Raw genomic sequence first — 21,119 nt, 5'->3', positions numbered from 1 at the left:
CGGTCAGTAGGCAACACTTCGCCTTGCCGTCCGCGCGGCGGCATAGGGGGCACCTCGCCCCTGACATGCGAAATTTCTTGAGGGTTTAAGATCACTGCTGTCCGGTTCAGCAACCGTTTCGGCTGGCGAGCACATTCCCCCAGAGGGTATGCCACGCAACCAACTGAATATATTCACGATTTAACCGGACAGTAATGTCTGGTCTATGCTGGAAAGCCCAACCCGAAAAGGAGCTCGTCATGGCCAGTGAACCAATTCGCGATCCGCTCAAGGATCACTTGCTCACGCCGGAGAACTCGGCGTTCATCGTCATCGATTACCAGCCGATCCAAGTGTCCTCGATCCGTTCGATGGACCAGAAGGAAATGGTGTTCAACATCGTCAATACCGCCAAGGCAGCGCTCAACTACAACCTGCCCATCGTCCATTCGACGGTGAACGTCCAGACGGGGCACAACAAGCCGCCGATCGCCGAACTGCAGGAAATTCTCGGCCACCTCCCTACGTATGACCGCACCACGATCAACAGTTGGGAAGATGTCGAGTTCAGGCAGGCGGTCAAGGCAACCGGCCGCAAGAAGCTCATTATGACCGCCTTGTGGACTGAGGCCTGCCTTGCCTTTCCGGCACTCGACGCGCTGAAGGAAGGTTATGACGTCTATGTGGTGGTGGACGCCGTCGGCGGCACTTCGCTCGCCGCGCACGAGGCTGCCCTGCGCCGGATCGAGCAGGCGGGAGGCAAACTCATCAGCAAGACACAACTCTATTGCGAGTTGCAACGCGACTGGAACCGCGAGGCGACCGTCCCGGGCTTCATGAATGTTTTCCAGCACCACGACGGATCGAATCCCGAGAAGGATTTCAAGGGCTGATCCCTCGGAGGCGGTACGGTCTGGTTCTGCCTATCACCCATGCCAATGTTAGTGCCAGTGCAGAGATTGAGAGGTACGCCGCATCCAACAACTCGCTCAAGCGTCGACGTTTTCGGCATGCGCCGAAAACGCGCCCTTAACTCCATTCGTCAGGCGGCAAGAGGCATCATCGCGTCATCCATTCATCGATATGGAGATTGAAAATGAAAAGACTAACTATGCTCTGGGCTGCTGCCGGTTTCTTTCTTGTGGTGGTTATTGTTCCACCTATAGCTCATGCACAAAACCCCGAAAGCACCCCTCAAAGGTCTGGGGTAACATCCAAGGATCTCGTAGTAAACGAAGTGGATGGAACAGCGAATCTGGCGTTCACGGTTTTAGATGTGAAGTACGAGCCAGAAGGCATCAACCGTCGCCATTTCCATCCGGCGGCGCTCACCTTCTATTTGGTTTCTGGGACAATGGTTTTTCAGGAGGACGGCAAGGAATCCATTACCCTAGAGCCGGGTGACAGCCTGCTCGTTCCGGCGGGTACCACTCATTCCCATTGGAATCCAAGCAAGACTGAAGGTGCTCGATTCCTGGAATTCATCGTGGCTGAAAAAGGTAAAGGAAGATCCATCCGAAAGCCTTGAGCATTATGACTGAGCCGCCACAAGGCGCCCCTGCAGGGCTCTAGAAGAATGGTTGTCACTGCCCGGACGGTATCAGTTGTGGTTCTCAACCTGTGTCGCCGCCTAACATCGTTCAAGCCGACGCCGCTTCGCGGCGCGGCTTAATTCGGGCGTCAGGATGCATCGGGGAAACAAGTATGAAGCATCGAGCAACATGGGCCTGGATAGCTGCGTTTGTCGGAGGCGCTGTCTTGTGGCTGGCAGTAGCGGGGGTCAGCGGCAAGCGGGAGGCTTGGGATTCTTCCATTTACTGGACTGTCGCCTATCCGCTGGGGATTGGCCTCGCGGGCGGTCTTGGCTATTGGGTTCCCGAGAAACCTTGGCGCTGGGGGCTGGCCGTGATGTTGGCGCAGGCATTAGTGCTGATCGTATCCGGGTCTGATTTTGGTCTGTTGCCACTGGGCTTGATCGTATTTTCGATTCTTGCCCTGCCGACCGTCGGCGTTGCTGTGTTCATGGCCAGATTCCGCTTGAGTTCGAGGAAGTTCTGATGTCGATTTTTCAGGGGCTGTTGTTTCTGTTTTTCGGCACCGGACTATTGTGGATGGACTATCGGGCATTGCGCGGTGGCTGGCTTCCCTGCGGCCCAAACGGACTCAAGGGCAGGCTTGAGTTCAGGATGAACGAACAGCCCGTGAGGTTCTGGGTGATGTTCGTCCTTTACGGTACTGGCGGTCTATGGCTGCTGATTTTTGCCTTGCAGCTTCTCGCCGGGCAGGCTGCGCCTTTGCCGCTTCGTTAACCTGTCCTGACCAGGAGCCCGCCCGTGGCCGACGTATTCAATCAGCTGATCAAAATCGGACCCGTGGTTTTGCTGTTGGGCCTGATCGTGTCGATTGCCCTGGCGATATTCGGATTCACACGCCAAAGCGACAATAAGGCGAGATGGCTCGGCCGTTACGTTCTGACTTCAGCCGCAATCGGTATCGTTGCATTGTTCGTCGGCGCGGCGTTGGGTATTGCAGTGTTCTGCTCGGCTGAAAAAATGGGCAATCTCTGCGGCCTGGGCGGCATCTTCGGTTCGGGGCCGCTTCTGACTGGCATTTCCCTCGCCATTTATGCTTACCGCCGCGTGCGAGGGCATGCCTAACATCACGATCAAGAGGGACGCTCCGCCGGTAAGCCGGCTCCGCGCCCCTGAATTTCGACGTCAGCCCTCATAACGACGAGTGCTGCAGCCTCGTCCTCATCCGGAGTTTTCCATGGCACCATCATCTGACAAAACGCTGCGTCTTGTCTTTCCACAATGGCAAGGAGGCAATAATCCGCCTTACCACTTTGGTTCCAAACTTCTTGAATGGCTTGCGCCTGAGCCCACTGGCCCTGTAGAAGAAGTGCCAGTACCGCTTCCAACGGATGAGCCTCTGCCGATAGAAGATGGCGTGGTGGCGCGCAATGCCTTGTTGGGGCAGTTGCGCCATGCCCGCAGGCTTATCGACAAGCATCAACCGGATCGCCTGGTAGTCCTCGGCGGAGATTGCCTGGTGGACCTGGCCCCCTTCGCTTATCTGAATGAACGTTATGACGGCGATCTTGCTGTGCTCTGGGTGGATGCTCACCCGGATATCATGACGCCACGGGAGTTCCAACATGCCCATGCGATGGTGCTTGGAAATCTGTTGGGGCATGGGGATGCTGACTTCGTTCGAGCCGTTGCACGTCCGATCAAGCCACAGAACGTGTTGTACGTCGGCATGAATAATCCGACCGAGTGGGAGGCCGCCGCTCTCCGGCAGCTTGGTCTTGGAAGCGTTACGCCTCTTGAACTGGCAGAGCACGGTAGTCGCCCGGTGCTGGATTGGCTCAACTCCACAGGCGCCAGTCGGTTGGCCATCCATTTCGACCTTGACGTCCTTGATCCGTCGCTATTTCGTGCGTTGTTGTTCGCCAAGCCGGACATTCCCGCCAATGCGTTTGACGGCATTGCACAAGGGAAACTGGCGATGGATGAGGTCGTACAGTTGCTGGGCGATGTAGCGGCGGTCGCCGATGTGGTCGGCCTCGGTATTGCCGAGCATCTCCCTTGGGATGCTCTGGCGCTGAAAAACATGCTGGCGAAGCTGCCGCTGATCGGAACGCCTGCCAGGGCCTGATTTAATGTAGATGCCATTATGGTTTCAGCATTCCACTTCGGCGGCTAACCATTCATTCAAGCCGAATCCGCTTCGCGGGTCAGCTTGAATCAGGCGTTAGAACGCAGCAGCGCCCTCGCGCCCGTACCTGATTTCTAATTGGATATACTCTAACGCTACGGTTTTTTTGAGGTGTCACCGGATCATGGCGAAGAAGCCGCTTTCAAGTATGGCGCCAGCAGGTGCGGAACAGACAGACAACGGGCAATTGCCGTCATGGGCGAACAGCCGCGCGCGCTACGGCTCGGTCGCCCAGGCCTTGCACTGGAGCATCGCCGTGCTGTTCCTGGTCTGCTATGTGGCGGTCTACTATCGGCACTGGTTCACGCTGCCGGAAACGCCCGCCAACTGGATCGCCCTGCAAACGCATCTGGTCGCGGGCGTTGCCGTCGCCGCGCTGGTCGTGGCGCGCGTGTTCTGGTTCTTCCGCAGCATCCAGCCGGACGACCCGCCCGGCACCCGTTTCGAGCACCTCGCATCGCACGCGATGCATGGCGTGCTGTACCTGGTCATGATCGTCATGCCCATCAGCGGCTATCTGGGAACCGGGGTTGCGATCGAGTTCCCGTGGCTGGGCGACATTCCGAGCTTCAAGGACACCGCGCTCTTCAAATCATTCGGCGTGGCCTGGGAAACCTTCGAAAAACCGATCGACTTCGTGCACAAGAATTCCGGCGCGTATCTGGTCTGGGTTCTGATTCTGCTCCATGCCGGCGCCGCCCTTTACCATCATTACGTCAAGCGCGACGACGTGCTGCGCCGCATGCTGCCTCCCAGACAGACCTGAACGCAGGCTGCGGCGGCCACAAATGCCGGCCGTCAGGCACGACACCCTCCGCGCCGCGGGGACGACCCCGCACACGCGCTTCGACCCTGGGACGACCCGGTACAAAGGAGATTCATTGTATGAACTGGGCGATTTTGTTTGTCGCAGGCCTGTTCGAAATCGGCTGGGCGATCGGCCTGAAGTACACCGACGGCTTTACGCGATTCTGGCCGACCGTTGGAACCGTGGTAGCGATGGTGGTGAGCCTGGCCTTGCTCGGCATCGCGATGCGTACGCTGCCGGTCGGCACGGCGTATGCCGTCTGGGTTGGCGTAGGCGCCGTCGGCACGGCCCTGCTCGGCATCGTGCTGCTGGGCGAAGCGGTGAACGCGGCGCGGATTTTCAGCCTTGCGTTGATCGTGGCCGGCATTGTCGGATTGAAGCTGGCAACGCCTGCCTGACCGCTGCGGAACCGACAGCCCCGCTGGGGGCGCGGTTCGATTTGCGCAGGCGCCTGCTTGTCTGCGGAGCGACTATATTGGTTGGAACACTGGCCCGCCCCTTGGGTGGCTGGCGCGCCGGGGCCGGCGATCGGGCGGCGCTTTTTTCAACCAAGGAGGTTTCATGAACAATGCAATCACGCTGCTCGCACGGATTCTTCTCGCACATATTTTCCTCATCTCCGGACTGGGCAAACTCGGTTCCGGCTACATCGGAACGCAGGGCTATATGGAGGCCATGGGAGTGCCCGGCATGCTGCTGCCGCTGGTCATCGCCCTGGAAATCGGCGGCGGTCTCGCCTTGATCGCGGGTTTCCTCACGCGCTGGGCCGCGCTTGCGCTGGCGGCATTCAGTATTGTTTCAGCCCTGTTCTTCCACACCAACTTCGGCGATCAGACCCAGACGATCATGTTCATGAAAAACCTTGCCATGGGAGGCGGGCTGCTGATGCTCTACGTCCACGGCGCCGGCGCATTCAGCGTGGATGCGAAACGCGGCGGGCAACGCGGATAGCCGGATGGAGCTTCGCGTCAAGCGCGTCTACGCACTCCCGTCGCCGGAGGACGGCGCGAGGATTCTGGTCGACCGCTTGTGGCCGCGCGGCCTCAGCCGCGAAAAGGCCCGCGTCGATCTATGGCTGAAGGAGCTTGCGCCCAGCACCGAGCTACGCAAGTGGTTCAATCACGACCCCGCAAAGTGGGACGAATTCAGGCAACGCTACCAGCAGGAACTGCGCCAGCAGCCGGCGGCGCTGGCGCAGCTGGTCGAGTTGGCCGGTACGCGCCCGGTGACATTGCTGTTCGGCGCGAAGGAAGAGCGCTTCAACGACGCAGTGGTCCTGAAAGCCTTCGTTCTTGCGCGTGGCCGCTAGCGCAATCCGTCATCCCCGCGCCTGGAACGCTCGGCACCTTGAGCGGCCAATGGGACCATTCAAGCATATCGAATTGCGGATCGAGAACGGCGGCGCGCAGCCCGTGCCTCAGACCATGAAAAATCCTGTTTACCCTGCCGGCCTTGGCGCCGCCGCTTCGCTGCCCACCCGCAAAGCATTGTTCCGGGACGCATGGACCTGGTCTTGATTCATGGAATGGGCAGAACCCCGCTCTCGATGGTGCGGCTGCGCCGGCGATTACGGCGGGCCGGGCACAATCCGGTGCTGTTCGGCTACGCTCCCGCATTTGAAACCCTGCAGGGCGCGGTCGCGCGCCTGGTGAAACTGATCGATCGCCGGGTGGACACCGGGAACTACGCGCTGGTCGGGCATTCCCTTGGGACGGTGATCATCCGGACGGCGCTCGGCCAGTTGGAAAACCGGGCGCCATCCGCCTGCTTTTTCCTGGCGCCACCGATGGTTGCCTGCAGGGCTGCAAGGTTTTTTTCCCGCTTCAGGCTCTATCGATTGCTGACGGGCGAAATGGGCCAGCTGCTGGCGCTCGAATCGTTCATGCTGCAATTGCCGATGCCGCCGATGCCGACCCGGATCTATGCGGGCGTCGGCTGCCCGCGCGCGTCCTGGCTGCCGTTCGGCATGGAAGCCAACGACTGCATTCTCGGCGTGTCCGAAGCCACCGGCCGCTTCGAAGCGGAATCGGTCAAGGTGCCCTCTACCCACACCTTCATCATGAACTCGAAGCAGGTTTTCGACGACATGCTTGATTTCCTGAAACCGCTGGCCTGACCGCACGCTCGCCCGGGAGAACGCCATGGAGCCGCGCATCAGTCTCGTCACCCTCGGCGCGTCCGATCTCGAGCGCGCCGCCCGCTTCTACCAGGCGTGTCTCGGCCCGCCCTGGCTGGAGACACGCCGTCGGTGACACTCTTCAACTCGGGAAAATCTGGCTTGCGCTCTGGGCACGGGTCAGCAGGCATGCCGGATTGCCATGCCGACGAAAAGTGGCGGAAGGGAGTGGGAGTCGAACCCACCCGGGAGCGACTGACACCCCCAACCGGATTTGAAGTCCGGCCGCACCACCAGGAACGCATCCCTTCCGTTTGGAACCTTTGTTTCAAATCCTGTGCGCATCACCTCCGAACAGCCCCGGGTTGCGCAACCGGTGGGCTTCACGCACGCGTCGCGTGTAGCCAACGCGGTCGAAGAACTCGAGTACCTGAATCGCGCGCTTGCGGCCAAGGCCGCTTTTGTCGCGAAACTCCGCGGCACGGGTCTCGCCGCAGGCGTGCTCCAGTTCCTGCACCCACGCCGCCAATCCGGCAACGGCCTCCGGCAGGTAGAACAGGTCGCGCACGACCTGGTAGAGCTTGCCCTGCCGCGCGAGCTTCTGCAACAAGCGGCGCATCGACGCCTCGTCGCGCCCTGCCCTTTTCGCCAGATCCCGCATCCAGGGCGGGTCGATCGGCGATTCGACGAGCCAGGGTCGGACACGCTGCCACAATGCCTCGTCCTCGCGGCTCAATTCGACGGAATGCGTCGGCAGGTGCAGCCAGGCGCCGCTGCGCCGCACGCTGCCATCGGCGAGCACGGCATCGGTCAGCGCAGCGAAGACCGGCGCGGCCAGCTTGGGAAAGAACATGCGGCGCGCGCGCGCGGCCTCGGAGCCGAGCTCGTCGGGAAAGCGCTCGTGGAAACCGGCCAGGTCGGCGCGCAGCTTGTCCTTGAGACCCGCCCAGTGCGCCCCGGAAAACGCCCAGTCCTCGCGGCCAGCGCTGACATGCGTGCTGTCGTCCGGCAAATGCTCGACGAGATCGCTGCGGTTCCAGTGCACGCCACAGGTATTCAGGTTCACGCCGCCGAGGTCGAGCAGACGTGCCAGGCGCTGCGGAATATCGGAGGTTTCCAGCGCAGCGAGCTCGGCCAGGCGCAGCGCTGTCTTGCGCTTGCGCGCCGGCGCGTCGGGGTCGAGCACGGTGCCGCCGCCGAGGGTGTGACGCGCCTCGGCGTCGCGCACGATGAATCTATCTCCGTTCAACGCACCGAGCGGGCGATCGGCGACCAGCTGCGCCAGTAGGGATTCCCCGGGCGCGAGCTTCTCGCCTTCGAGCAGCGCCACGCGCGCCATGACGTGCGCCGCGCCGAGGTGCAGGTGGACCGGTGCCCAGTGAGCGAGCGGCGCGAGCGCCTGCGGCGCGAGATTGAGCCGCACGTCGAAGCGCGCGGTCGGCACGTGCAGAGCCGGCGCGACGATCCAGTCGCCGCGCGCGATCTCGTCCTTGCCGATGCCACCCAGGTTAAGCGCGCAGCGCTGGCCGGCCTGCCCCGCCTGCGCCGGCTGGTTCATCACGTGCAGGCCGCGCAGCCGCACCGGCATTCCCGACGGCGTCACCATCAGTTCGTCGCCTACCGCGACGCGGCCGGCGAACACGGTGCCGGTGACGACGGTGCCGGTACCCTTGAGGCTGAAGCTGCGGTCGACCGCGAGGCGAAACCCGCCTGCTTCATCAGCACGCTGTATCGCCTGCGCCGCCGCATGCAGGTGCTCGCGCAAGGCATCGACCCCCTGCCCGCTCACTGCGGATACCGGGAACAGCGGGCTGCCGGCGAGCGCGGTATCGGCGAGCAACTGTGCGAGGTCGTGCTCGACCTCATCGATGCGGACCGCATCGACGCGGTCGGCCTTGGTCAGCGCCACCGCGCCGCGCTCGATGCCGAGCAGATCGAGGATGGCGAGGTGCTCGCGCGTCTGTGGCATCACGCCGTCGTCGGCGGCCACCACTAGCAGCGCGAAGTCGATGCCGGCGGCGCCGGCGAGCATGGTGTGGATGAAGCGCTCATGGCCGGGGACGTCGACGAAGCCGAGCACGCCGCCGGCTTCCAGCGGCTGGTAGGCGTAGCCGAGCTCGATGCTGATGCCGCGCGCTTTCTCCGCCGCGAGACGATCGGTGTCTACGCCAGTGAGCGCATGCACCAGCGTGGTCTTGCCGTGGTCGATGTGGCCAGCGGTTCCGACGATCATACGGATGCGGTGATTTCCTTCGAGGTGATGCGATAGGTAAAGGCCGACGCGTCGAGGCTGTCGAGCATGCCGGCGGCGGTCTCGCCCTGCGGATACATGAGGAAGGGCACGGTGACGTCGCGCGAGCCCGGCAACGGCAGGTCGTGTGCGGTGTTGTAGGCGAGCCAGTTCATTTCCCAGGAACCGAACAGGCGCCGCCGCACGTCTGTCACCTTCGGATCGTCGAGCGCGAGATTTCCGGGCGACTCCTCGAGCACGACCTTGCGCACGTCGGCGGGGTCGACCGGCACCCAGCCGTGGCGGCCGAGCCAGACCTCGGCGCGGCAGTGCTGCGCGCGGCTGATGTCGCCGCTCTTGCCCAGACTCTTGTAGCCGAAGCGCGAATCGGCGACGCGGATGCCGTAGACGTCGCGCGCCGGCAGGCCGGCCGCGCGCGCGAGTCCGACATAGAGTGCGTTGAGGTCGGCGCACTTGCCGGAGAGATCGCGCGATTCGAGCATGAAGCGGATGTCGCCGAGCCCGCAGCCGCGCGTCTTCGGATTGCGGAAGGTGTTGTCGACCACCCACTGGTAGATGGCGTGCGCCTTGGCCTCGTCGGTCCTGGCACCGCGGGTGATCTCGCGTGCGGTATCGCGGACGATGCCGTCGGTAGGCAGCATCCTGGTTGCCTTGGTATAGAGCTGACGGTCGGCGCGCGACAGCGGCGCGGGCCGGGCGGCGCGTTCGAGGTCGATGGCGCGGTCGCGCGTGGCGAAACGGCTGGTCACCTCGAGCACCGGCTTCTCGCCCGGCGCCCATTCGGCGTAGAGCATCTCGGCGCCGTACTCCGGATTGCGCAGCAGGCGCGCCGTCAGTGCGTTGCCCTGCCACAGATTGCCCATGGTGCGGATCCAGCCCTCCTCCTGAACCGAAGGCAGCGGCAGCCAGACACGGGTGGTGCCTTCCGGCTGCAGCACCTCGACCCGGTGGGTGACCTCGAAGAGGCGCCAGCCGTTGTCCGGGGACGGTGTGAACGCGGCGGTCGCCCGCCGGGCTGGCCACATGACACCCGCGGCAAGCGCCGCCGAGGACCAAAGGAATTCGCGTCGTTGCATGGTGCTCTCCTTCTCTCAGGGACTGTCTGGAATCAACTGCGCGAATTGCGCGGCGAAGTCGGCTTCGTCGCCCGGAGCAAGACAGCGCAGATCGAGCCGCAGCGCACCGTCGGCGATGCGCCCGATCACGGGAACCGGAAGGCCGCGCAGCACGGCTTCGATGTCGTGCAGCACGCCGGTCCTGCGCGTGGATGGCTTCACCGCCAGCGCCCAGCTGTCGAGGCGGTCCACCGGCAGCGAGCCGCTGCCGATCTGCGACAGCGCGGGCTCGACCGTCACGCCGACCGGCCAGCCGGCGAGCGCACCTTGCAGTGCGGGCAGCAGGCGCTCGGCCTGCGCGCGGATCTCGGACTGCGGCCGTGTCAGCAGACGCAGCGCGGTGAGCCGTTCGGGCAGGCGGTCGGGGTCGCGGTAGAGGCGCAGCACCGCCTCCAGCGAAGCCAGGGTGAGCTTGCCGACGCGCAGTGCGCGCTTGAGCGGATTTTTCTTGATGCGGCGAATCAGCTCGCGGCTGCCGACCAGAATGCCTGCCTGCGGCCCGCCCAGCAGTTTGTCGCCACTGAAGCTCACGAGGTCGGCGCCGTCGGCGATCGAGTCCTGCGGAGTCGGTTCGCGCGGCAGGCCGAAGCGGGCAAGGTCGACGAGCGTGCCGCTGCCGAGGTCGACCACGAAGGGCAGCCCGCTGGCGTGGGCAAGCGTCGCCAGTTCCGCCTCCGGCACGCTGGCGGTAAAGCCCTGGATCGCATAATTGCTGGTGTGCACCTTCATCAGCATGGCGCTGCGCGGGCCGATGGCGCCTTCGAAGTCGCGCAGGTGGGTGCGGTTGGTGGTGCCCACCTCCACCAGCCTGGCGCCGGCGCGGCTCATGATGTCGGGCACGCGGAAGGCGCCGCCGATTTCCACCAGTTCGCCGCGCGAGACGATCACCTGTTTCCGCATCGCCAGCGTATTCAGGAGCAGGAACACTGCGGCGGCGTTGTTGTTGACTACGGTGGCGGCCTCGGCGCCGGTGAGCTCGCACAGCACGCCCTCGACCACGTCGTCGCGGTCGCCACGGCCACCGCTTTCGAGGTCGTATTCCAGTGCGCAGGGATGGCGCGCCGCCATGATCAAGGCGTCCACCGCCTCTTCCGGCAGTGTTGCGCGGCCCAGGTTGGTATGCAGGACGGTACCGCTGAGGTTGAACACCCGCTGCAGGCGTGGCGCGTTGCGCTGCGCCAGATGCGCCTCAAGATGGGCCGTCAGGGTGGGCTCGGTATAGTCGGCCCGTGCGCCATCGCGTGTGGCCTGGCGGGCCGAATCGAGCACGCTGCGCGCGCCGGCGAGCACCGGTTCGCGGCCGTATTCGGTGATGAGCGTGGCGACGGCGCTCCAGTTGAGGATGCGGTCGATCGAAGGGGGGCGGAGAGGCGGGGCGCTATGCACGATAGACCATCCCTTTGCAGTTTATGAATCGGCGTTTTGCAGCGCTACAGCGCTACCTTATATGAACTCTTTCATGGGCTGCCTTGAATCAGATACCAGTTGACCCCGCTGCGGACGAAACCTGTCTCGTCCATCAGCAGATCGAGCGCCAGGCTGGCGAGATCGTCGGCCACCGGATCGGCCTGCGGGTTTTTGTCCTGGTGGACGATTTTCAGATAGGTCCGGCATTCCGGACAACTCTCGGCCCGCACCCCGTTGTCGCTCCCTTCCAGATGATGGTAGACGATGCCGCGGGTGTTGTCGCAGTTGCTGCACTTGGCCCGTACAACGTGCCACTCCGAACTGCACAACGCGCAATGCAGGTAGCGCAGGCCGTTTTCGGCGCCGCCGATACGTACCACGGAGCTGACCGGATGCGAGCCGCATACCGGGCACAGGTTGGGATGCTCGGGCCGCGCCACCTGGGCGGAGTCGAGCTGGCGTGCGAGATGGGTCCAGTGCGCCTGCAGCGCGGCGCCGATGATCGGTGCGACCGCGGCATTCACGTGCTCGGTATCGTTCTCGATCAGGCGCGTCGCCTGCTCGTCGAGCCAGGCGTCGGCGCCGTCCACCAGCGGCTGCAGCGCGGCCTGGCCGGCGGGCGTGAGCAGCGGCTGGACGGTGCGGGCAAGCTGGCGGGCGGTGCCGTGCCAGCCGGCCGGACGCGGAAGGCCTGCCGGCGCCAGCGGCGGCATGCCGTATGCGCGACACTGATCGAGCCGTTCGGCGGGGGGCAGGCCGCCCGCCGGGCCGGCGTCGAGGAGGTCTTGCTGGGCGCGCGCGAGCCGGGCGACGAAGCGCAGGTAGTCGGCCAGCGCATGGCCTTCGGCCAGTTGCTCCAGCCTCCTGGCGCGGGTGAGGAAGACGTCGGCGGGCGGCAGCCGCAACTCGGGAATACTGCCGGCCGCCGCTTCGATCTGGCCGGGTTGCAGGAGGGTGGTGGTCATATGCGCTAGCGTATCCCTTGTGTGAAGTCGCCAATACTCACTTGCCGGTCATCTCGCGGTACCAGGCGCGGTGATGCTGCTTCGCCCAGGCGGCCGACACCGTGCCGCGCGTCATCGCCCGGACCGTTCCCTTGACCCAGATCGCCGCATAGATGTGGACGACGATGCCAAGAATCAGGATCCAGGCTGCCAGCGCATGCACGACCACCGCCACGCGCAGCAGTCCGACGGAGAAAAACGGCGCGAACCACGGCTGCCAGACGACGATGCCGGAAATCAGCAGCAGCGGGATGCTCACCACCATGACCCAGAACAGGATTTTCTGCCCGGCGTTGTACTTGCCGAGTTCGGGCAGCCCCTGATCGCGGTTGCAGAGCACATCCTTGATGCGCTTCCGCCATTGGCGGTCGGCGGGCGTGAAGCGGTTGTGGCTCCAGAATCGCACCGCCATCACCATGAAAAACAGGAACATCGCCACGCCGATGAAGGGATGCAGGATGCGCGTCCAAGGGCCGCCGCCGAACAGATTCGTGAGAAAGAAAAAGGCCGGGTGGAACAGCGCCAGCCCCGAGAGGCCGGCCAGGATGAAGGCGATCGCCACCACCCAGTGATTGCTGCGTTCCCGCGCGGTGTAGCGTTGAATCATCGTGCTCATGGCCGCTCCTCCTCTTCCTCGACTTCCTTCGGGCCCGCCGTGACGAAATGGAAGAACCCGGCAAAAACCGCCAGCCCGATGCCCAGGCTCATCAACGGTTTGGCGATGCCCTTCCACAGGCTGACCAGCGGGCTGATGTGCGGATCCTTCGGCAGATTCGCGTAGATCTCCGGCTGGTCGCCGTGCTGCAGCACATACATCACGTGGGTGCCGCCGACACCCTCGGGGTTGTACAGCGCCGCATTGGCATAGCCGCGCTCCTTGAGGTCGGCGATGCGCCCTTCGGCATGGCGGATCATGTCACCCTTGGTGCCGAACACCAGCGCGCCGGTGGGGCAGGTCTTGATGCAGGCCGGCTCCATTCCCACGGCCACGCGGTCGGAACACAGCGTGCACTTGTAGACCTTGCTGTCTTTCTTCGACAGACGCGGAATGTCGAACGGGCAACCGGTGATGCAGTAGCCGCAGCCGATGCAGTGCTCCTGGTGGAAATCGACGATGCCGTTGACGGACTGCACGATCGCCCCTGGCGCTGGACAGGCCTTGAGGCAGCCGGGGTCTTCGCAGTGCATGCAGCCGTCCTTGCGAATCAGCCATTCCAGCCTGCCCTGCTCCACCTCCACCTCGGAGAAGCGCATCACCGTCCACGACTGGGCGGTGAGGTCGCGCGGGTTGTCGTAGATTCCCGCATTGGTGCCGACCTCGTCGCGCAGGTCGTTCCACTCCATGCACGCCACCTGGCAGGCCTTGCAGCCGATGCACTTGGAGATGTCGATCAGCTTGGCGACGTGAATCGGGTCGCGCGCCCTGGGCGGCGGGGTGGTGGTGGCGGAACGGGCCTTGATGTCGAGCGATTGGAGTGCCATGTCATCGCCTCCTAGACTTTTTCAACATCCACCAGGAACGCCTTGAACTCCGGCGTCTGGGTGTTGCCGTCGCCCACGAAGGGGGTCAGGGTATTGGTGAGATAGCCGTTTTTCGCCAGGCCCATGAAGCCCCAGTGGAGGGGAATACCCACCGTATGGGTCCGCTTGCCGTTCACGTTCAGGCTCATGATGCGCTTGGTCACCACCGCGACCGCGACGATATGGCCGCGGTTCGACTTCACCCGCACATGATCGCCGGCCTTGATGCCCTTCTCTTTCGCCATTTCCTCGCCGATCTCGACGAACTGCTCGGGCTGGGTGATGGCGTTCAGGCGGGCATGCTTGGTCCAGAAGTGGAAGTGCTCGGTGAGCCGATAGGTGGTGGCGACGAACGGAAATTTGTCGGCCTTGCCGAACGTCGCCCAGTCATCCTTGAACACCCGCGCAGCCGGTGAAGAGCGCACCAGCGGATTGTCGGGAGACAGCGGATTGGCCGCCAGCGGCGTCTCGAAAGGCTCGTAGTGCTCGGGGAAAGGGCCTTCCGCCATCTTGTCCACCGCGAAGAAGCGCGCCACCCCTTCGGGGTTCATGATGAAGGGGTTCATCCCGTTTTCAGGCGCCGAATCGGCAGCAAAGTCCGGCACGTCGGCCCCTGTCCACTTGCCCGCCCCGGCGTCCCAGGCAATCAGTTTGCGCGTCGGATCGTACGGCTTGCCGCTCGGGTCGCAGGAGGCGCGGTTGTACAGGATGCGCCGGTTGGCCGGCCAGGCGAAGGCCCAGTTCAGGGTCTGGCCGATGCCGAAGGGATCGGCGTTGTCGCGCCGCGCCATCAGGTTGCCCTTCTCGCTCCAGGCGCCGGCAAAAATCCAGCAGCCGCAGGCGGTCGAGCCATCGTCGCGCAGTTCGCCGAAGCCGTTCAGCTGCTCGCCCGCCTTGACCAGCACCCTGGCCGGATCCTTCGGATCGGTCACGTCCTTCAGCGCCTTGCCGGAAAACTCTCTTGCCAGTTCTTCGGGTGCCGGGAACGACGTCACCTTGTGTTTCCACGTCAGATTGAGGACGGGGTCGGGGAAAGCGCCGCCCTCTTTCTGATACAGCGCACGGATCCTGAGGAAGATGCCGGCCATGATCTGCTGATCCGGCAAGGCGTCGCCGGGCGGCTCGGCGCCTTTCCAGTGCCATTGCAGCCAGCGTCCGGAGTTGATCAGGCTGCCGTCCTCTTCGGCAAAGCAGGTCGACGGCAGGCGGAACACCTCGGTCTGGATTTTGGCCGGGTCGACGTCGTTGTACTCGCCATGGTTCTGCCAGAATTCCGAGGTCTCGGTTGCCAGCGGATCGATGATGACGAGGAACTTCAGCTTGGACAGAGAATTGGACACCTTGACCTTGCATGGCGCCGATCCCAGCGGGTTGAAACCCTGGCAGACGTAGCCGTTGACCTTGCCCTGGCCCATGTCCTCGAATACCTGCAGCAGGTCGTAGCCCTTGTCCATCTTGGGCAGCCAGTCGTAGCACCAGTTGTTCTCCGCGCTGGCGGCGTCGCCGAACCAAGCCTTCATGAGGCTGACGTGGAATTTCTTGTAGTTCTGCCAGTAGCTCAGCTGCCCCGGACGCAAGGGCTTGGAGGCGCGCTTGTCGATGTAGGCATCGAAGTTCTGCTCCGCATCGCGCGGCAGCGTCAGATACCCCGGCAGCAGATCGGACAGCAGCCCCAGGTCGGTCAGCCCCTGGATGTTGGAGTGGCCGCGCAGCGCATTCATGCCACCGCCGGGCGCGCCGATGTTGCCCAGCAGCAACTGCACCATCGCACCGGTACGGATCATCTGCGATCCGACCGAGTGCTGGGTCCAGCCCAGCGCGTACATGATGGTCATCGTCTTGTTGGCCGCCGAGGTTTCCGCGATCATCTCGCACACCTTGAGAAAGGCCGCCTGCGGCGTGCCGCAAATGGTGGAAACCATCTCGGGCGTGTAGCGGCTGTAGTGCGCCTTCATCAACTGGAAGACGCAGCGCGGATGCTGCAGCGTGGGGTCGACCCTGGCGTAGCCGTCCTCGCCGATCTGGTAGCCCCATGACGATCTGTCGTAACTGCGTTTCTCCGGGTTGTAGCCGGAGAACAGGCCGTTCTCGAACGAGAACTCGTCCTTCACCAGGAAGCTGGAGTCGGTATAGTTCTTGACGTATTCGTGATGGATCTTGTCGTGCGTCAGCAGGTAGTTGATGACGCCGCCGAGAAAGGCGATGTCCGAGCCGGCACGGATCGGCGCGTAGTAATCGGACACCGCGGCCGAGCGGGTGAAGCGCGGGTCGACCACAATGAGCCGCGCCTTGCGGTGCGCCTTCGCTTCGGTCACCCACTTGAATCCGCAGGGGTGCGCCTCGGCGGCATTGCCGCCCATGATCAGAACCAGGTCCGTGTTCTTGATGTCAACCCAATGGTTGGTCATCGCTCCACGGCCAAACGTCGGGGCAAGACTTGCCACCGTCGGGCCGTGTCAGACACGCGCCTGGTTGTCGAATCCGAGTATCCCCATGCTACGGACGACCTTGTGCGTCACGTAGCCGGTTTCGTTGCTGGAGGCGGAGGCGGCGAGGACGCCGGTGGTGAGCCAGCGGTTGACCGTTTCGCCCTTGTCGTTGGTGGCGATGAAGTTCTTGTCGCGGTCGTCCTTCAACAAACGGGCAATGCGGTCGAAGGCGTCGTCCCAGGAAATGCGCTTCCATTCCTTGCTGCCCGGCGCGCGGTATTCCGGGTACTTCAGGCGATTCGGGCTGCGCACGAAATCCACCAGGGCGGCGCCTTTCGGGCAGAGGGTGCCGCGGTTGACCGGATGGTCGGGGTCGCCCTCGATGTGGAAAATCGCGGTTTCGGTATTCTTGGACTTGTCGCCCAGGCTGTACATCAGCAGGCCGCAGCCCACCGAGCAGTAGGGGCAGGTATTGCGGGTTTCCGTGGCCTGGGCAAGCTTGAATGTGCGCACTTCCGCCAACGCCTCGCCGGGCGCGAAACCCAGCGCTGCGAGACTGGAACTGCCCACCCCCGCCGCACAGATTCTGAAGAACTGTCTTCGAGTCACTTGCATGTCGTCTCTCCCGTTTTCCATGCGTCGGCAACGCATAAAAAAAACTATAGGAACAAAAAGTACTTATGCAAATTTCCCGATCCATCGGATCACCCGCCGACGGAGGGAACGCGTCCTCGACCCATCCGCCGGCTTCTCCGGCATCGGCATGCCGGCTTTCAAACTGCGCTTATTGTTCTCCGCCCCCATCCTGCGACAGGCTCACGCCGGCCGACACCAGATAATCGCGGACATGGCGCAGTTCCTGTTTGGTGCAGGTGTTGCTGTTGTGCGGGCGGTGCAAAAAACCCTCCACCCCGTTCAGGACCACGCGGAAATTCGCGCCATGGTGCGGCTCCACCCTGGCGCCCAGGTGCGTCAGCATCGACTCCACCTCGCGCCAGTGGACATTGCCGCTGACCGGCCCTGCAAAAATGGATCGCAGCAAACTCTCGCGCTTGTGACTCATGGCCGTCACCTGCATTGGCAACCAACATCCCTCCAGCATAGGGCGAGAGACGCCGGGAGGCGAACCGGAATTACAGCGCCGCCCCGTTCATCGCACCGGCCGGTGCGATGCGTTCGCGCAAAAAGGCCTCCATGGCGGCCGGCGGCAGCGGCCGGCTGAACAGGTAGCCTTGCGCTTCGCGGCATCCTTCCTCGCGCAGAAAAGCCAGTTGCGCCGGCGTTTCCACGCCCTCGGCGATGATGTCCAGGCGCAGGCTGCGGGCTAGCTGGATGATCGCGCGGACAATCGCGGCATTGTCCGGGTCGGTATTGACGCCGCGCATGAAGGACTGGTCGATCTTCAGCCGATCGACGGCGAAACGCTTGAGATAGCTGAGCGACGAATAGCCGGTGCCGAAATCGTCGATGGACAAGCGTACGCCCAGGCGCTTCAGTTGCCGCACCGTATCCAGGGTGCCCTCCACATCCTGCAGCAGGATGGACTCGGTCAGTTCCAGCTCCAGCAAGTGCGGCGGCAGGCCGCTTCTGCCCAGCACGCCTGCAACCATTTCGACCAGGCTGAAACGGTGGAACTGCATGGCGGACAGGTTGACCGACACGGCGAGGTCGGCCAATCCGGCCTGGCGCCATGCCTGGGCCTGACGGCAGGCCTGCTCCAGCACCCAGGCGCCGATGGGCACGATGAGGCCGCAGCTTTCCGCCACCGGGATGAAGCGGTCCGGCGCCACCTCGCCCAGCTCCGCATTCTGCCAGCGCAGCAAGGCCTCCACGCCGATCACCTTGCCGCTGCCGATTTCCAGCTGCGGCTGATAATGCACCTGGAGTTCCGCACGGTAGAGCGCCTGGTGCAGCCGGTGCTGCAGCATCAAATGCTCTTGGGCCTGCTGGTTCATCTGTTCGTCGAAGAAGCGATAGCTGTTGCGGCCGGCGCCCTTGGCGTTGTACATGGCGGTATCGGCCTTCTGCAGCAGGCTGTCGAAATCGCTGCCGTCCCCGGGATAAATCGCGACGCCGATGCTGCAGGATGCGTTCAGCACGTGGCCGTTGATCTCCAGCGGTTCGGCCAGATGGCTGAGGATATCGGTGGCAACCCGTTTTACCGTATCCAAATCCGGGATGTCATTCAGCAGCAGGACGAATTCGTCGCCACCCTGGCGGCTGATGGTGTCGCTGTCGCGCATGCAGTGGGACAGGCGCGAGACCGCGGCCAGCAGCAGTTCATCGCCGGCGGCGTGCCCCAGGCTGTCGTTCACCACCTTGAAGTTGTCCAGATCGAGAAACAGCACGGCCATATGCGACCGGGCCCGTTGCGCTACCGCCAGCGCCTGTTCGAAGCGGTCGCGCAGCAGCACGCGGTTGGGCAGGCCGGTCAGGACATCGTGATGGGCAAGATACGCGATGCGCGCTTCCGCCTGTCTGCGCTCGGTGATGTCCTGGCAGGCGCCATACAGCCGATGCTGCCCGTCATCCGATTTCACCTCCATGGAATAGGCACGGATAGTGCGGGTTGCGCCATCGCGGGCGATGATGCGCAGCTCGCATTCGCTGCGCTGTCCCGGCGCCAGATGGGTGATGTTGCGGTCGAATTCGGGCAGGTCGTCGGGATGTACGTAGCTGCGCCAGCAGCCCTGCTCCAGGATCTCGTCCAGCGTATAGCCGAAGATGCGATCCGCCGAAGCCGTTGCCCAGTCGAAGGCATAAAACCCCGTCCCCGTCTGCAGGCTGGAATACAGCAGATCGGTGGCAACACTGGAAATCAACCGAAAGCGTTCCTCGCTCTCGCGCAGCGCGGCCAGTGCCGCGCGATTCCCCATGGCCACGCCGAGATCGGCGGCCAGTTTTTCCAGCAATATCCGTTTTTCAGGCTCGAACGCGTGCGCTTCATCGCTGTAGACATTGAGCGCGCCGATCACGCGCCCGTTCACCCGCAGCGGCGCCGACGCCGACGAGCGATAACCCTGGGCACGCGCCCGCTCCCGCCATGGCACGAACTGCCGGTTGGTCTCGGTATCGTCGTTGATCACCGTGATGCCCGAACGAATGGCCTTGCCGGTGGGGCCCCGCCCCTGCGGCGAGTCGTCGCAGCGGATATCCGCCTGGGCCAGATAGCCGCGGACACTGCCCGCCTCCGCCACGGGACGCACCGTCACGCCGTCGTCGTCGATCAGGCCGATCCATGCCATGCGGAACAGATTGTCGCGCACCAACTCCTGGCAGATGCGCGCCATCAGCTCCTGATCCGGCAGTTCCTGCATCAGCATTTCGTTGACCGCCGCGATGGTCTGCAGCAGCAGATTGTGGCAGCGCATGACCCGCGCCTCATGCCGCTGTTCGGTCACCTCGCGCAGGCTGCCCACCATGCGCAGCGGCGTGCCGTCGGCATCGCGCCGCATGACCTCGCCGCGGTTCCGCACCCAGATCGTGGCGCCGTCGGCGTGGCGGATACGGTGTTCGCACTCGAAGGCGGCCGTGCCATCGAGGCAGTGCCGTATCGCCGTCATCACCGCTTCCCGGTCCTGCTCGTGCAGCGCCGCCACGGCCTGCTGCCAGTCGTGTTCCTGCTGCCGTTCGTCCAGCCCCATCAGCTGCGCCCACTGCGCGTTATGCCTGACCCGACCGCTGCGCAGATCCCAGTCCCACATTCCCTCGCCGAGCATGGCCAGGGCATAGGCCTGCTCATCCGCGCCGGTCCCCGGTTTATTTGCCTTGTCCGCCTTCCTCACTGCGCCGGGATCCTGTCCGGTCGCCAGCAGCGCCTTCGCCGCACGGCGGCGCCTTCTCGCCTCGCCAAGCGAAATCTCCGGGTATACGCCCAGTGCCAGCGTCTTGCGCTTGCCATCAAAACGGTAATCCAGTCGCCAGTAACGCGAACCATCCGGCCGCAGCAGCAAATACATGCCGCCGCCATCGGCCAGCTTGGTCGGCTTGTCGGGTGCTCTGATCTGGCGGATACGGCTCTCGGTAAGGGGGACGGCACTACGGGCCATGAGGCATGCGGACAGCTATTTTCGAACCGGGCATCCTAGCCACCAGATGCCGTCACGAATACCGCTAATAAGGCCCGCGGCGGATAGTACAAACGACAGCGAAAAACCGTTCGATAACCAAAGTTTTCATCATGATATGGTTATTGAACGGCGGCATTCCACGCCTGGACACCTGGCGGCACACGCCCGGCGAATGGCTGCGCCACTTCAGCGCGGCACCACGCGGGCGTTCTCGCCGCTGCCTTCGACGCGCACATTCATGCCGTCGCGCAGGCGCCCATCCATCGGCTGCACGATCGTCACGCGTCCTCCGGTCTTCATGTCGACCGTGACGCGCTGCGCATCCGCCTTATGGATTTTGCTCTCGGCATAGGTTCCGGCCAGGCCGCCCAATACCGCTCCCGCCACCGTGGCCGTAGTGCTGTCGCCCACTCCCGCGCCGAGAATGCCGCCCGCCACTGCGCCCACCGCTGTTCCCACCCCCAGCTTGTACTTGTCGTCCACCTCGATGTTTTCCAGCTTGGCTACAGTGCCGTCGCGATCCGTCTGGCTCGCCACGGCACTGTCTGTCGCGCCATATTTCGGCCCTCCCGGGCTGCCCATATCAGCGCAGCCTCCCACCAAGGCAACCGTCAAGACAACTGGCAATGCGATCCTGTGGTTCATGGCTCGACTCCTTGGGGTTTCGGACATTCAGTATAGGAAACGGACCGCACAAAG

22 protein-coding genes and 1 tRNA gene are annotated in these 21,119 nt (G+C 63.7%); 12 read left to right on the top strand and 11 right to left on the bottom strand.

What is annotated here, in order from left to right; all coding sequences use genetic code 11:
• The first annotated feature begins 239 nt into the window (after positions 1–239).
• The 12 genes from Q0L94_RS03975 to Q0L94_RS03920 all read left to right on the top strand — a co-directional run bounded on the left by Q0L94_RS03975 (position 240) and on the right by Q0L94_RS03920 (position 6,623).
• Positions 240–872: an isochorismatase family protein gene (locus tag Q0L94_RS03975; protein ID WP_296750269.1), complete on the top strand. Its 633-nt coding sequence runs from the start codon at positions 240–242 to the stop codon at positions 870–872.
• 203 nt (positions 873–1,075) lie between these two features.
• Entirely contained in the window at positions 1,076–1,507 is a 432-nt protein-coding gene (locus tag Q0L94_RS03970; RefSeq protein WP_296750267.1) for a cupin domain-containing protein, read from the top strand.
• Between the two features lie 176 nt (positions 1,508–1,683).
• On the top strand, positions 1,684–2,037 hold the full coding sequence (locus Q0L94_RS03965; protein ID WP_296750265.1) for a hypothetical protein: 354 nt from the start codon (positions 1,684–1,686) through the stop codon (positions 2,035–2,037).
• Positions 2,037–2,288, top strand: coding sequence for a hypothetical protein (locus Q0L94_RS03960; RefSeq protein ID WP_296750263.1), 252 nt, complete (start codon positions 2,037–2,039; stop codon positions 2,286–2,288). The genes Q0L94_RS03965 and Q0L94_RS03960 overlap by 1 nt, the downstream gene beginning before the upstream one ends.
• 24 nt (positions 2,289–2,312) lie before the next feature.
• Complete coding sequence (locus Q0L94_RS03955; protein ID WP_296750261.1) at positions 2,313–2,636, top strand: hypothetical protein; 324 nt, start codon at positions 2,313–2,315, stop codon at positions 2,634–2,636.
• Between the two features lie 112 nt (positions 2,637–2,748).
• Positions 2,749–3,639: an arginase family protein gene (locus tag Q0L94_RS03950; RefSeq protein ID WP_296750259.1), complete on the top strand. Its 891-nt coding sequence runs from the start codon at positions 2,749–2,751 to the stop codon at positions 3,637–3,639.
• A gap of 247 nt (positions 3,640–3,886) precedes the next feature.
• Positions 3,887–4,465: a cytochrome b gene (locus Q0L94_RS03945; protein ID WP_296750257.1), complete on the top strand. Its 579-nt coding sequence runs from the start codon at positions 3,887–3,889 to the stop codon at positions 4,463–4,465.
• 119 nt (positions 4,466–4,584) lie between these two features.
• Positions 4,585–4,905, top strand: a complete 321-nt coding sequence (gene sugE / locus Q0L94_RS03940) for a quaternary ammonium compound efflux SMR transporter SugE (RefSeq protein ID WP_296750256.1) — start codon at positions 4,585–4,587, stop codon at positions 4,903–4,905.
• 163 nt (positions 4,906–5,068) lie between these two features.
• Positions 5,069–5,458: a DoxX family protein gene (locus Q0L94_RS03935; protein ID WP_296750255.1), complete on the top strand. Its 390-nt coding sequence runs from the start codon at positions 5,069–5,071 to the stop codon at positions 5,456–5,458.
• 4 nt (positions 5,459–5,462) lie between these two features.
• Entirely contained in the window at positions 5,463–5,816 is a 354-nt protein-coding gene (locus tag Q0L94_RS03930) for a DUF488 domain-containing protein (protein WP_296750253.1), read from the top strand.
• Between the two features lie 49 nt (positions 5,817–5,865).
• A complete protein-coding gene (locus Q0L94_RS03925; RefSeq protein ID WP_296750252.1) occupies positions 5,866–6,024 on the top strand; it encodes a hypothetical protein in 159 nt (52 codons plus the stop codon).
• Positions 6,009–6,623 carry an alpha/beta hydrolase gene (locus Q0L94_RS03920; protein ID WP_296750250.1) on the top strand — a complete coding sequence of 205 codons (615 nt, stop codon included), beginning with the start codon at positions 6,009–6,011 and terminating at the stop codon, positions 6,621–6,623. Before Q0L94_RS03925 ends, Q0L94_RS03920 begins: the two co-directional genes overlap by 16 nt.
• 216 nt (positions 6,624–6,839) lie before the next feature.
• Here Q0L94_RS03920 and Q0L94_RS03915 read toward each other — a convergent pair.
• The 11 genes from Q0L94_RS03915 to Q0L94_RS03865 form a co-directional block, all read right to left on the bottom strand.
• Positions 6,840–6,935, bottom strand: a tRNA-Sec gene (locus tag Q0L94_RS03915).
• A gap of 16 nt (positions 6,936–6,951) precedes the next feature.
• The gene (selB, locus tag Q0L94_RS03910) at positions 6,952–8,856 is read right to left on the bottom strand and encodes a selenocysteine-specific translation elongation factor (protein WP_296750247.1); all 1,905 of its coding nucleotides are present in this window, start codon (positions 8,854–8,856) and stop codon (positions 6,952–6,954) included.
• Positions 8,853–9,950, bottom strand: coding sequence for a transglutaminase family protein (locus Q0L94_RS03905; protein WP_296750246.1), 1,098 nt, complete (start codon positions 9,948–9,950; stop codon positions 8,853–8,855). Before Q0L94_RS03905 ends, selB begins: the two co-directional genes overlap by 4 nt.
• A gap of 15 nt (positions 9,951–9,965) precedes the next feature.
• The gene (gene selA, locus Q0L94_RS03900) at positions 9,966–11,375 is read right to left on the bottom strand and encodes an L-seryl-tRNA(Sec) selenium transferase (protein ID WP_296750244.1); all 1,410 of its coding nucleotides are present in this window, start codon (positions 11,373–11,375) and stop codon (positions 9,966–9,968) included.
• A gap of 71 nt (positions 11,376–11,446) precedes the next feature.
• The gene (gene fdhE / locus Q0L94_RS03895) at positions 11,447–12,361 is read right to left on the bottom strand and encodes a formate dehydrogenase accessory protein FdhE (protein WP_296750242.1); all 915 of its coding nucleotides are present in this window, start codon (positions 12,359–12,361) and stop codon (positions 11,447–11,449) included.
• Between the two features lie 37 nt (positions 12,362–12,398).
• Positions 12,399–13,016, bottom strand: coding sequence for a formate dehydrogenase subunit gamma (locus Q0L94_RS03890; protein WP_296750240.1), 618 nt, complete (start codon positions 13,014–13,016; stop codon positions 12,399–12,401).
• Positions 13,013–13,882 carry a formate dehydrogenase subunit beta gene (gene fdxH / locus Q0L94_RS03885; RefSeq protein ID WP_296750238.1) on the bottom strand — a complete coding sequence of 290 codons (870 nt, stop codon included), beginning with the start codon at positions 13,880–13,882 and terminating at the stop codon, positions 13,013–13,015. The genes Q0L94_RS03890 and fdxH overlap by 4 nt, the downstream gene beginning before the upstream one ends.
• 11 nt (positions 13,883–13,893) lie before the next feature.
• Positions 13,894–16,965, bottom strand: coding sequence for a formate dehydrogenase-N subunit alpha (fdnG, locus tag Q0L94_RS03880; RefSeq protein WP_296750236.1), 3,072 nt, complete (start codon positions 16,963–16,965; stop codon positions 13,894–13,896).
• Between the two features lie 169 nt (positions 16,966–17,134).
• Positions 17,135–17,413 (bottom strand): type II toxin-antitoxin system HicA family toxin, encoded by a 279-nt coding sequence (locus tag Q0L94_RS03875; protein ID WP_296750235.1) that lies wholly within the window; start codon positions 17,411–17,413, stop codon positions 17,135–17,137.
• A 70-nt stretch (positions 17,414–17,483) separates the two neighbouring features.
• Complete coding sequence (locus Q0L94_RS03870) at positions 17,484–20,399, bottom strand: EAL domain-containing protein (protein ID WP_296750233.1); 2,916 nt, start codon at positions 20,397–20,399, stop codon at positions 17,484–17,486.
• 207 nt (positions 20,400–20,606) lie between these two features.
• A complete protein-coding gene (locus Q0L94_RS03865) occupies positions 20,607–21,065 on the bottom strand; it encodes a glycine zipper 2TM domain-containing protein (protein WP_296750231.1) in 459 nt (152 codons plus the stop codon).
• Positions 21,066–21,119: the final 54 nt, after the last annotated feature.

This window comes from Thiobacillus sp. (assembly GCF_024708915.1).
Note: the sequence above shows the minus strand (reverse complement) of the source record. Positions and strands in the feature narration are given on the sequence as shown.

Excerpts from the sequence above, each read along its gene's own strand:
- Q0L94_RS03865 (WP_296750231.1), bottom strand. The coding sequence starts at position 21,065 with ATGAACCACAGGATCGCATTGCCAGTTGTCTTGACGGTTGCCTTGGTG.
- Q0L94_RS03935 (WP_296750255.1), top strand. The coding sequence starts at position 5,069 with ATGAACAATGCAATCACGCTGCTCGCACGGATTCTTCTCGCACATATT.
- Q0L94_RS03930 (WP_296750253.1), top strand. The coding sequence starts at position 5,463 with ATGGAGCTTCGCGTCAAGCGCGTCTACGCACTCCCGTCGCCGGAGGAC.
- Q0L94_RS03960 (WP_296750263.1), top strand. The coding sequence starts at position 2,037 with ATGTCGATTTTTCAGGGGCTGTTGTTTCTGTTTTTCGGCACCGGACTA.
- sugE (WP_296750256.1), top strand. The coding sequence starts at position 4,585 with ATGAACTGGGCGATTTTGTTTGTCGCAGGCCTGTTCGAAATCGGCTGG.
- fdhE (WP_296750242.1), bottom strand. The coding sequence starts at position 12,361 with ATGACCACCACCCTCCTGCAACCCGGCCAGATCGAAGCGGCGGCCGGC.
- Q0L94_RS03965 (WP_296750265.1), top strand. The coding sequence starts at position 1,684 with ATGAAGCATCGAGCAACATGGGCCTGGATAGCTGCGTTTGTCGGAGGC.
- Q0L94_RS03925 (WP_296750252.1), top strand. The coding sequence starts at position 5,866 with ATGGGACCATTCAAGCATATCGAATTGCGGATCGAGAACGGCGGCGCG.
- Q0L94_RS03905 (WP_296750246.1), bottom strand. The coding sequence starts at position 9,950 with ATGCAACGACGCGAATTCCTTTGGTCCTCGGCGGCGCTTGCCGCGGGT.
- Q0L94_RS03920 (WP_296750250.1), top strand. The coding sequence starts at position 6,009 with ATGGACCTGGTCTTGATTCATGGAATGGGCAGAACCCCGCTCTCGATG.
- Q0L94_RS03875 (WP_296750235.1), bottom strand. The coding sequence starts at position 17,413 with ATGAGTCACAAGCGCGAGAGTTTGCTGCGATCCATTTTTGCAGGGCCG.
- selB (WP_296750247.1), bottom strand. The coding sequence starts at position 8,856 with ATGATCGTCGGAACCGCTGGCCACATCGACCACGGCAAGACCACGCTG.
- Q0L94_RS03970 (WP_296750267.1), top strand. The coding sequence starts at position 1,076 with ATGAAAAGACTAACTATGCTCTGGGCTGCTGCCGGTTTCTTTCTTGTG.
- Q0L94_RS03950 (WP_296750259.1), top strand. The coding sequence starts at position 2,749 with ATGGCACCATCATCTGACAAAACGCTGCGTCTTGTCTTTCCACAATGG.
- fdxH (WP_296750238.1), bottom strand. The coding sequence starts at position 13,882 with ATGGCACTCCAATCGCTCGACATCAAGGCCCGTTCCGCCACCACCACC.
- Q0L94_RS03870 (WP_296750233.1), bottom strand. The coding sequence starts at position 20,399 with ATGGCCCGTAGTGCCGTCCCCCTTACCGAGAGCCGTATCCGCCAGATC.
- Q0L94_RS03890 (WP_296750240.1), bottom strand. The coding sequence starts at position 13,016 with ATGAGCACGATGATTCAACGCTACACCGCGCGGGAACGCAGCAATCAC.
- Q0L94_RS03975 (WP_296750269.1), top strand. The coding sequence starts at position 240 with ATGGCCAGTGAACCAATTCGCGATCCGCTCAAGGATCACTTGCTCACG.